Here is an 11,937-nt window from a genome sequence, read left to right as displayed (position 1 = left end):
TGGGGGTGAAAATAATAGAGGATAAAATAGAAGTAATAACCGAACTTTGGAACAAACTGTATTCTGATAACTATAAATTGGAAATTCTCTTAGACTTTTTAAAATCAAAAAAAGATTCTTTCACATATACGCCAAAAGATAAATTTTGGTACAAGAAAGGTTTGGTCTATTCAACTTACGTTGATCTTTTCGCTGGTGATTTTGACAAAATGAAAGAAAAATTAGATTATTTGAGTAATTTAGGTGTAACTATCTTATGGCTTCTTCCTATTTTACAGTCTCCAATGAAAGACCAAGGATTCGATATTTCTGATTTTTACAAAGTTCGAGATGAATTAGGTGGTAACGAAAGTTTTTTTGAATTCATCAACCTTGCCCACGAAAAAGGTATAAAGATCCTTTTTGATGTTGCAATAAACCATACTTCTGATGAACATCCATGGTTTCAAGAGGCAAAAAAATCAAAAGATTCTAAGTATAGGGATTATTACATATGGAGTGACACCAATAAAAAATACTCCCAAGCCCGACTGCTTTTTAAAGGAATGGTAAACAGCAACTGGACCTACAACCCTGAAACGAAAGACTATTACTTTCATAGATTTTACGAAATACAACCGGACTTAAATTATAAAAATCCTGATGTGTTGATAGAGATGATAAAAGTTTTTACCTTCTGGAAAGAACACGGTGTAGACGGTTTTCGAATGGATGCAGCACCATTTTTGTGGAAAGAAGAAGGTACTAACTGTGAAAATTTAATTCAAACCCACTGGATTTTAAAAATATTCAGGGCAGCTTTAGATTACCTAAAAGAAGGAACCGCATTGATCGCAGAAGCTAATCAACCTCCTAAAGACGTTGTTGCTTATTTTGGTAATTCTGACGAATGCCAGGTTGCATACCATTTCCCCGTTATGCCAAAAATTTTTCTGGCTATTGCTGAAGGTAACCCCAACTATGTAATAGATACTCTTTCAGAAAGAGTTACCCCGCCTATTCCAGAAGATTGCCAATGGTTCGTTTTTCTAAGGTGTCACGACGAATTAACCTTAGAATTCGTTGACCCAGAAGAAAGAGCGAAGATGTTGAAATACTACTTGCTCGATGAAAGATGGAACTTCAGAGAAGGAGAAGGGATCGCGGGAAGATTGTACAACCAAATGGGTAAGGATTATAAAAAAGTGCTTTTAGCTTATTCAATTTTGTTTTCTTTGGATGGAACACCAATAAATTATTATGGTGATGAAATAGGGATGGAGAACGACGAGGAATTCTATAAAAAAATGACCGAAAAAATAGGCTACAAAGATTCAAGATTTTTCAACAGGGGACTTTTCGATGAAGAGAAAAGAAAAGAGGCTCTGAACAACGCTAACAGCGATAGTTATAAGATTTTTCATGGAATAAAAAAGATGCTTGATTTGAAGAAGGAAAATGAAGATCTATTTTCAGAAAAATCAATCTACGAAAATAGCGACGGGGTATTTAAAGTTACAAGAAAAAAAGGTAATAAAAGTATTGTTATTTATAACAACTTGACCGCTGAAAGCAAATCATTAGATAATATCACTTTGCAACCCCATGAATATGTTTGGAAAATAAGTTAAAATCGCCCCGAGGAACAAATTGTAGGGTGGGGAGCGGGGCGAAGGGGCGTTAAAGCACGTTTTAGAGTTTCTAAAGACCGAAAACCCTTTTTAGGAGGAAAAACGATTGACAAAAAATGATTTCATTGTAATAAAAAGAATAGTTTATAATGCGGGAGAAAAATTAAAAGTGTGGAGCACCGAGAATTTCCATGTTAATTCAAAAAAATCTCGAACCGATCTTGTAACCGATGTAGATTACCAAATACAGGAATACCTAATAGAAGAGATAAATAAAAGTTTCCCAAATTCATTATTTTTAGCAGAAGAATCAGGACTAACCCAAACTCCTGATAAAAACGAATATTGGGTTATAGACCCTATAGACGGTACGGTAAATTTTTCAAGGGGTTTGCCAGAACATTGTATCTCAGTAGCATATGTTGAAAACAAAGAACCAACGATAGGTATCATCTATTCACCTTTTATGAACCTTTTTTACTCTGCCACAAAAAACAATGGCGCTTATTTAAACGATGAAAGATTGAGACCAAACTGGGCAAAAAATTTTGAAGATGCTATGATTTCTCTTGGAAATGAGAGAGGGAATACATACAAATATTTTAAAGCGTTGGAAGAAAAAGTTATGAGGATTAGATTGTTTGGTACCGCTGCCTTGCAGATCGCTTATGTGGCATCGGGTTTTTTGGATGCCTTCATATCTATAAGATCTCATCCATGGGATGTAGCAGCAGGTCATTTAATATTAGAGGAAGCTGGCGGGGAAATTGTAGATATCAATGGAAAAAATGCAAATATTTTCCAGGCGGATGCTCTTTACTGCAATCCTTACATTATTCAAGATCTGCTAAATAATTTAAAAAATATTCAAAAATTTCAATGAAGGATAATAATTCGTATTGATTCCACCAACGAAACAAATGCGCCCTTTGGGCGCATTTTTATTTAAGTGGTTCGTATTTTTATACTTTCTTCTATCGGTGTAATATAAATCTTTCCATCACCTATCTTACCTGTTTGCGCATGTGTTTTTATAGTTTCTATAATTTTTTCAACTTTACTTTCTTCGGTAACTATTTCTAACTTGATCTTTTCCTTGAATTTTACTTCATATTCTTTTTTCTGTTTGTAATTTTCTACCTCTTTTTCCTCACCTTTTTGACTACCATATCCATAGATCTTATCAACATTAATGCCCTCGATACCTACTTTTTCTAATCCTACAATGACTTCCTCAAATTTTTCTGGCCTAATAAAGCATTCAATTTTTTTGTATCCCATATTATTCACCCTCCTCATCAATTTTTACTCTCACGCTTCGCCCTTTAAGCGGAGTTAAATCAGGATAACTGACAGATCCATGTTCTACAAAATCTAAGCCCTCTATTTCACTAGTAGAATCAATCCTCAAACCTATTGTTAAATCGATACTTTTAAAAAGAATGTAAGTAGTTGCAAGGGTCCAACCTGCAACAGCTAACACCCCTTTAAGCTGGGTTAAAAACAGGTTTACTCCTCCACCGTAGAGCAATCCACCGTCCACAGCGAATATCCCAACCATTAATGTACCGAATACTCCACCAACCCCGTGCACAGAGATTGCTCCAACTGGATCATCAATATGTATTTTGTCAAAAAATTCTATAGCTAACACAACTAAACTACCGGATAAAGCTCCTATTATTGCAGCTCCAACGTTTGTAACGCTGGCACAACCGGCAGTGATCCCCACTAATCCAGCTAAAACACCATTTAGGGTAGAGTTGACATCCGGTTTTTTGTAGATAAACCAACCTATCGTCAATGCTCCTAATCCTCCTGCCGAGGCAGCTAAATTTGTGGTCATTGCTATATCACCGATTTTGAGATTTAAACCCGAAATGGTACTTCCTGGGTTAAAACCAAACCATCCAAACCATAGGATGAAAACACCCAAAGCAGCTAAAACTAAGCTATGTCCTGGTATCTTGTTCGGCGTTCCATCTGATCTGTATTTACCGGTTCTTGGTCCTAAAACCATTGTTCCCATCAGTGCTGCCCAGCCGCCTACAGAATGGACAACTGTGGAACCTGCAAAATCGACCATATCTGATAACCAACCTCCACCCCATATCCAATGACCAACTATGGGATATATAAATGCACTGATGAAAACACTGTAGATCAGATAGCCAGTGAATTTAGTTCTTTCCGCCATCGCTCCGGATACAATAGTTGCAGCGGTTGCAGCAAATACCGTCTGGAATATTAAAAAAGCGTTAAGCGGAATGTTTAACCCCAGATATTCAAAACTTCCTTGCCAACCTATGAAACCATTTCCAACTCCGAACATAATTGTAAATCCTACTATCCAGTAAAGTATTGAGCCGACCAAAAAATCAGTAAAATTTTTCATAATGATGTTTACCGTATTCTTTGATCTTGTAAACCCTGCTTCCACGAGCACAAATCCAGCTTGCATAAAAAACACTAAAAACGCTGCGAGTAAAGTCCACATAGTATCAATGGAGCGTACCACTTCCTCCATAGTAATACTATCTGCGAGTAAGGCGGTTGGAACAATAAAGGCAACCGACAACATCAACAAACTCTTCCAAGCTCTCTTCATAATACCCTCACACTCCTTTTTTGATTTTTTACAAACCCCAGAATATGGTGCTTAACCTAGACTTTTTTCACCTCCTTTTACCAAATAAAAAAACCGACGCATTAATTTTTCTGCGTCGGCTTTATAACAACAATACTACAGCGTTTTGAGCCGACGCTGTTTATTATTGTTATTATTGGAAGAAATTAAGTATTCATTACACTCTTTAGCCGCTTGTTTCCCTTCATTTATTGCCCATACTACCAAACTTTGTCCCCTTCTCATATCTCCAGCTGAAAAAATCTCTTCCACATTTGTCGAATATTTTCCTTCTCCGGTTTTAACGTTTGATCTTTTATTTGTTTCTACATTTAATTGCTCAATTAAATAGTTTTCAGGGCCTAAGAATCCCAAGGCTAACAGAACTAAATCTGCCTTCCATACCTTTTCTGTTCCATCTATTTCTCTTAGAAACAATTTCCCTGTTTTATCATGTTCCCATTCTACTTCAACGGTATGAACCTCTTTAACTTTGCCTTTTGTATCTCCAACAAATCTTCTAGTTGAAATATTGTACAATCTTGGATCTTTACCGAATTGTTCGGCATATTCCTCCTGAGCATAATCAACAGTTAAAACCTTGGGCCATTCTGGCCAAGGATTGTTTTGCCTCCTTAAAAGTGGAGGTTTGTCCATAATTTCAAACTGTACCACACTTTTACAACCCTGCCTTAAACTAACTCCCACACAATCCGTTCCTGTATCGCCTCCTCCGATTACGATAACATTTTTACCCTTGGCAGAGATCTCCTCAATATCTTTTTCACTTTTTAAAAGTCGAGACAGTATTCTCTCGTTCGCACTCTTCAAAAATTCTGTGGCAAAGTATATCCCTTTTAGATTTCTTCCTTCCACATTTAGATCCCTCGCTTTAGCGGTACCTCCACATAATACAACGGCATCAAATTCTTCTTTTAGCTTTTGAACTGGGTAATCTTTACCAACGTCCACATTAGTCTTGAATTGTATACCTGATTTTCCCATCAATTCTATACGCCTTTTTACAATCTTTTTGTCCAATTTCATATTTGGTATGCCGTAAGTTAATAAGCCCCCTGGGTATTCGTTCTTTTCAAAAACGGTAACTTCATGACCATATCTGTTTAACTCCCAAGCACACGACAACCCTGCCGGTCCAGAACCTACAACAGCTACCTTTTTACCAGTAGAGTAAGATGGTTTATCCTCTTCTACCCAACCATTTTTGAACGCTTCTTCTATGATATAATATTCAATACTTTTAATGGAAACTGGATCCTTTACCAAATTGTTTACACAAGCTTTTTCGCAAGGAGCCGGACAGACCCTGCCTGTGAACTCCGGGAAACTGTTTGTTTCGATCAACCTTTCATAAGCTTCTCTCCAAAGGTTTCTATAGACTAAATCGTTCCATTCTGGAATCAAATTATTCAAGGGGCACCCTGAAACCATATTATTTATCAATATACCAGAGTGACAAAACGGCGTGCCACAGTTCATACATCTTGCTGCTTGTATTCGGAGTTCGTCTTTTTCCATTTCTATATATAATTCTTCCCAATCATTTATTCTCATTTTTGGGGGTCTTTCTTCAGGGTTTTTTCTTTCGTACTTTAGAAATCCTTGTGGGTCGCCCATATAGTGACCTCCTTTACAAATTTCTAATGTTCAATGCGTTTGAACCAAAGATTGTTGCTTGTAATTCTCTTCAAATGCCTTCATAAGAGCTTCTTCGCCAGTAATTCCTTCAATATGCATCCTATTTACAACATCCATCATTCTTTTGTAATCTTTTGGTATAACCTTAACGAATCTTTCCTTAGTTTTCCCCCAGTTGTTCAAAATGTTTTTAGCCACATTACTACTCGTGTACTTATAATGTTTTTTTATCAACTCTTTTATTTCGTTCTTTTCATTCTCATCTTCAACTTTTTCCAACAAAACAGTGTCTTTGTTACATTTCGATTCAAAGCTATTGTCTTTGTCATATACGTAAGCTATTCCACCTGACATACCTGCGGCAAAGTTTCTACCCGTTTTACCAAGTATAACAACCTTTCCACCAGTCATATATTCACAGCCATGTTCGCCAACACCTTCAACCACAGCAGTAGAGCCACTGTTTCTGACTGCGAAGCGTTCACCCGCTAAACCACTGATGTATGTTTCACCGCTTGTTGCTCCATACAATGCAACGTTACCAACAATTACATTTTCTTCATCATAGAATCGAGAATCCTTCGGGGGGTATACTATAATTTTTCCACCCGATAAACCTTTCGCTATGTAATCGTTTGAATCGCCTTCTAATATCAACGTTTCCCCCTTGGGAATGAAGGCTCCAAAACTTTGGCCAGCTGATCCTTTGAAATGTATTTTTATTGTATCTTCAGGCAGACCTTCCTCACCATACCTTTTAATTATTTCGCTTCCCAAAATTGTTCCAACGGTTCTATTCACATTTTTTATAGCTAAAGTGGCCTCAATCTTTTCACCATTTTCTAATGCATTCTGGCAAATGGGAAGTAATTTGGTTATATCCAAGATATCTGATAATCCGTTATTTATTGGTTTAGGATATTGGCTGAATGAGTAATCTTTTATTTCTGGTTTGTATAATAATTTTGAAAGATCAATACTATGTGCTTTCCAATGACTTTTTATTTCTTTTTGTCTTAATTTATCAACACGTCCCACCATTTCACTAAACGTTCTGAATCCTAACTTGGCCATATATTCCCTTACTTCAGATGCGAGAAAGTACATGAGGTTGACAATGTATTGAGGATCACCTTTGAAATTTTTTCTCAGTACAGGGTTTTGTATCGCAATTCCCACAGGACATGTATCCAAATTGCAAACTCTCATCATGACACAACCTAAGGCAACTAACACAATTGTGGCAAATCCAAACTCTTCTGCGCCTAAAAGTGCTGCAATCACTATGTCTTTTCCAGTTAGCAACTTACCATCCGTTTCCAAAGTGACCCTGTCTCTCAACTTGTTCAACACCAAGGTCTGATGAGTTTCAGCTAATCCTAATTCCCATGGCAAACCTGCATGCCTTATACTAGTACGTGGCGAAGCTCCGGTACCACCATCAAAACCGCTTATCAATATTACATCCGCTCCAGCTTTTGCTACACCCGCTGCTATGGTTCCTACACCAGATTTTGAAACCAATTTTACGTTTATTCGAGCGTTTCTATTGGCGTTTTTTAGGTCGTATATCAATTCTGCTAAATCTTCTATCGAGTAGATATCGTGATGTGGAGGAGGTGAAATGAGAGTAACTCCTGGAATAGAGTTCCTTACCTTTGCTACCCATGGATAGACCTTATTCCCAGGTAGCTCTCCCCCTTCTCCAGGTTTTGCACCTTGGGCTACCTTTATTTGGATCTCTTGAGCGTTGTTTAAGTAGTCGATCGTGACTCCGAATCTTCCAGAAGCCACCTGCTTTATTGAGCTATTCTTTGAATCCCTATTTTGTTCTTTTGCAAAACGGTTTGAATCCTCCCCTCCTTCACCTGTATTACTCTTTGCACCTATTCGATTCATAGCTATTGCTATGGTTTCGTGGGCTTCTTGGCTTATTGAACCAAAAGACATAGCTCCTGTTTTGAACCTTTTAACAATCGATTCGACAGGTTCTACTTCGTCAAGGGGAATTGCTTTCGTTTTATCGAAATTGAACTCAAAAAGACTTCTCAAACTGTATAATTTTGCGTCTTCATCGACTATAGATTGTGAAAACTTTTTGAAAAGTTCATAATCGTTGTTTTTAACAGCATTTTGTAAATAATAAATGGATTTAGGGTTGTACAAGTGATACTCACCTTTTGCCCTCCATTTCATAAGACCTTCTGAATCAAGTAACGCTCCTCTATTAAACTGATTAAATGCACTCGAATGGCGTTTAGAAACTTCTTGAGCTATTTCTTTTAAGCCTATCCCTTCTACTTGTGAAGTGGTTCCTGTAAAAAATTGCTCTACGATAGACTTTTTTATTCCTACTATTTCAAAGGTTTGAGCCCCTTGATAACCTTGGAGGGTTGATATCCCAAGCTTTGATAACACTTTTTGAATACCTTTCAAAGATGCATCTTTATACCTTTGAACGGCTTCTTCATATTTCAAACCTTTAATGTAACCTTTGTTAACTAAACTTTCAATACTTTCATAGGTGAGATATGGATTGATAGCAGAAGCTCCATAACTTAGAAGTGTACAAAAATGGTGTACCTCTCTTGGTTCTGCAGATTCCAAAATTATTCCAATCTCTGTTCTATTTTCTCTTCTAACCAAATGGTGATGAAGACCCGATACCGCCAATAAAGCTGGAATTGGTGCATAATTTTGGTTAACTCCTTTATCTGTCAATATCAATATGTTAACACCATCGTTTATGACAGAATCTGCTTTTTGAAAGAGTTTTGTAATCGCCTTTTTTAATCCTTCTTCTCCATCTTTTACCTTGTATAAGATGGGTAAGGTGATCGCTTTAAAACCTTCTAAGTCAAGATTTTTTATCTTTTCCATTTCATCGTTGGTGAGAATAGGGTTTTTGATCTTAATTTGCCTACAATTGATGGATGATGGATCAATAAGATTACCTTCAGAACCTATGTAAAGATGGGTAGAGGTGATAATTTTTTCTCTTATCGCATCTATAGGAGGATTGGTTACTTGAGCGAAAAGCTGTTTAAAATATTCATACAACAACTTTGGACGTTCAGATAAAACGGCCAAAGGTGTGTCATCCCCCATAGCCCCAACGGGGTCAGAAGCATCTATAACCATAGGTTCTATGATCATCTCAATATCTTCAAATGTGTATCCGAAACATTTTTGTTTTGTAGTTAAAGGTACCTCATCGATTTCCATATTTCCCTTTTTTGAATGCTCAGGAAGGTCTTCTAGATTCACAATGTTCTCTTTTACCCACGAGAAATAGGGCTTTTCTGAAATTATCGGTCGTTTTATCTCTTCGTCATTTAGTATTCGACCACTCTCAATATCCAACAACAACATGTTCCCTGAGGTGATCCTTCCCTTCCTTAAAATCTTTTGAGGAGGTATTTCAAGAACCCCAGCTTCCGAAGCAAGAATCAATTCATCTTCCGTTATGTAGTATCTTAACGGTCTCAATCCGTTTCTGTCCAGTGTTGCTCCTACCTTTAAGCCATCGGTAAAAATAATCGCCGCGGGACCATCCCAAGGTTCCATCAAACAACTATGATATTCATAAAAAGCTTTCTTTTCTGCATCCATTGTTTGATTGTTTTCCCAAGGTTCTGGCATCATCATCATTATCGAATGTGGTAACGATCTACCAGATAAATAAAGGAATTCTAAATTGTTGTCAAACATTGCTGAATCACTACCATCCTCATCGATTATGGGAAAAATATCGTTGATGTTTTCTCCAAAGATATCAGTGCTTACCTTGGATTGCCTTGCCCTCATCCAATTAACGTTACCAATTATAGTGTTTATCTCTCCGTTGTGAACCATATACCTATAGGGATGAGCCCTTTCCCAACTGGGAAATGTGTTCGTACTGAATCTGGAGTGTACAATAGAAAATGCTGATTTGAAAAGAGGATCAGTCAAATCTGAGAAAAAGTACTTTAATTGTTCCGCCGTTAACATCCCTTTATAGACAATTGTTTTAGAAGATAAACTGGCTATATAAAAGGCCTTATTTGGATATATGTGCGGTATTTTTATCTCCTTTTCACTTTTTTTCCTAATTAGATATAATTTTCTTTCAAATTCTATTCTAGATTTCAAGGTAGGATTCTTAACGATAAAAACTTGGAGAAAAGATGGCATACTTTTTAATGCAGTTGGGCCAACAAATGCTTCATTGATAGGTACATCTCTCCAACCTATCACCTTTTGGCCTTGATTGGTGGCTATTTTTTCAAATTGCTGTTTGAAGATATTTGTAAGAGTTTTATCACGCGGGCAGAAAATCATACCCACGGCATATTCACTTTCATTTGGAAGAGTGAATCCTAAGTGTTTTGATTCTTTTATTAAAAAATCATGAGGAATCTGCAGCAGTACCCCTGCTCCGTCCCCATCATTTTCTCCTCTGCCTCGTGCACCACGATGAGCCATATTTTTTAAAACAGTCAACGATTTGTCAACTATTTCATGTGACTTTATTCCTTTTGTACTTGCAACTAATCCAACACCACAAGCATCATGCTCAAATTTTGGATCGTAAAGTCCTTTATTCATTTTAACCCTCCCTCCTATATTGGAGACTGCCCCAATACAGTGTGTTTCTGTATAATACTTTTTGGAACCCCGGTTTTATGCACAAAAAAAGATAATAATAATAGGTGTTAAAGGTTTATCAAAATTGGTTTATGTACCTACTAATCTCCCAATCAGTTACCGCTATCTTATACTCTTCAATCTCCTTTTCTTTTAATTCTACAAATTTTTCAAATATATGTTTTCCCAAAACATCTTTCATAAGTTCATCCTTTTTCAAGGCTTCCAAGGATTCTTGGAGTGAACCAGGTAAATATCTAATATTTTTTTCGTTCTTTTCTCTGTGGTCCATTTCGTAAATATTTCCATCAACAGGTTGAGGAGGTTCAATCTTGTTTTTTATACCTTCTAAACCAGCTGAAAATACACTTGCTAACAGTAAATAAGGATTTGCTGTTGGATCTGGAGATCTCAGTTCTAACCTAGTTCCATCACCTCTCTGCATGGGTATCCTCACTAAAGCACTTCTGTTTGATACAGACCATGCGATGTTAACAGGAGCTTCGTAACCAGGGACTAACCTTTTATATGAGTTTATCGTAGGATTTGCCAAAACGGTTATCGAATCAATATGTTTAAAAACTCCCCCAATAAACCATCTAAGCTCATTGCTTAACTGATAAGTACCGTTTGGATCGTAAAAGATATTCTTTCCGTCTTTAAAGATACTCAAGTGGGTATGCATCCCTGAACCATTCATACCAAAAAATGGTTTAGGCATAAATGTTGCCCATAGTCCGTTCAATAGGGCTATCGTCCTTACAACCAATTTAAAAGTTTGAATATTGTCAGCCGTTTTTAGGGCGTTGTCGTACCTGAAATCAATCTCATGTTGGGAATTCGCTACTTCGTGGTGAGCAGCCTCCACTCGAATACCCATACTTTGTAGAGTTTCCACCATGTTCTTTCTGACCCTTTCCCCTAAATCTATGGGAAGTAAATCAAAATATCCTCCCTTATCAAGAGGAGATAATACTGGCTGCCTTGTCTTCTCATCCCTTGGGAGAATAAAAAATTCTGGTTCTGGACCGGCATATGGGGTATAACCGTACTCTTTCATTTCATTCATGACTTTCTTCAACACATATCTTGGGTCCCCTGGGAAATGTTTACCATCAGAAGTGTGAATGTCACAAATAAACCTACCCACTTTTTCTCTTTCAACTGTCCATGGTAAAACTGTAAATGTGTCTATGTCAGGTTTAAGTAACATATCTGATTCGTTGATTCTTACTAGACCCTCAATTGATGAACCATCAAACATAGTCCCGTTAGTCAAAGAAGATTCTAACTCTGTAGATGGAATTTCAACGTTTTTCAAGGCACCGTTGATATCTGTAATTTGGAGTCTAATATACTTTATACCTTGACTTTCTATCTGTTCCAATAGTTCCTCTTTTGTCATAAATTTCT

At 37.0% G+C, this 11,937-nt stretch carries 7 protein-coding genes; 2 read left to right on the top strand and 5 right to left on the bottom strand.

Translation table 11 applies throughout. The annotated features are described in order from the left end of the window. Window positions 1–5 precede the first annotated feature (5 nt). Both X927_RS03040 and X927_RS03035 read left to right on the top strand, forming a co-directional pair. Window positions 6–1,610, top strand: coding sequence for an alpha-amylase family glycosyl hydrolase (locus X927_RS03040; protein ID WP_103076631.1), 1,605 nt, complete (start codon window positions 6–8; stop codon window positions 1,608–1,610). Between the two features lie 106 nt (window positions 1,611–1,716). Continuing rightward, on the top strand, window positions 1,717–2,493 hold the full coding sequence (locus X927_RS03035; protein WP_103076630.1) for an inositol monophosphatase family protein: 777 nt from the start codon (window positions 1,717–1,719) through the stop codon (window positions 2,491–2,493). A 62-nt stretch (window positions 2,494–2,555) separates the two neighbouring features. Here X927_RS03035 and X927_RS03030 read toward each other — a convergent pair whose 3' ends face one another. The 5 genes from X927_RS03030 to glnA all read right to left on the bottom strand — a co-directional run bounded on the left by X927_RS03030 (window position 2,556) and on the right by glnA (window position 11,929). Beyond that, complete coding sequence (locus X927_RS03030; protein WP_103076629.1) at window positions 2,556–2,891, bottom strand: P-II family nitrogen regulator; 336 nt, start codon at window positions 2,889–2,891, stop codon at window positions 2,556–2,558. Window position 2,892: 1 nt separating this feature from the next. After that, the gene (locus X927_RS03025; RefSeq protein WP_103076628.1) at window positions 2,893–4,218 is read right to left on the bottom strand and encodes an ammonium transporter; all 1,326 of its coding nucleotides are present in this window, start codon (window positions 4,216–4,218) and stop codon (window positions 2,893–2,895) included. A 135-nt stretch (window positions 4,219–4,353) separates the two neighbouring features. Continuing rightward, window positions 4,354–5,874, bottom strand: a complete 1,521-nt coding sequence (locus X927_RS03020; protein WP_103076627.1) for a glutamate synthase subunit beta — start codon at window positions 5,872–5,874, stop codon at window positions 4,354–4,356. 30 nt (window positions 5,875–5,904) lie between these two features. Further along, the gene (gene gltB, locus X927_RS03015; protein ID WP_211287801.1) at window positions 5,905–10,485 is read right to left on the bottom strand and encodes a glutamate synthase large subunit; all 4,581 of its coding nucleotides are present in this window, start codon (window positions 10,483–10,485) and stop codon (window positions 5,905–5,907) included. A gap of 118 nt (window positions 10,486–10,603) precedes the next feature. Beyond that, window positions 10,604–11,929 carry a type I glutamate--ammonia ligase gene (glnA, locus tag X927_RS03010; RefSeq protein ID WP_103076625.1) on the bottom strand — a complete coding sequence of 442 codons (1,326 nt, stop codon included), beginning with the start codon at window positions 11,927–11,929 and terminating at the stop codon, window positions 10,604–10,606. Between the last annotated feature and the right edge of the window lie 8 nt (window positions 11,930–11,937).

Origin of the sequence: Petrotoga mexicana DSM 14811 (assembly GCF_002895565.1) — a bacterium.
Taxonomy (GTDB): Bacteria; Thermotogota; Thermotogae; order Petrotogales; family Petrotogaceae; genus Petrotoga; species Petrotoga mexicana.
Note: the sequence above shows the minus strand (reverse complement) of the source record. Positions and strands in the feature narration are given on the sequence as shown.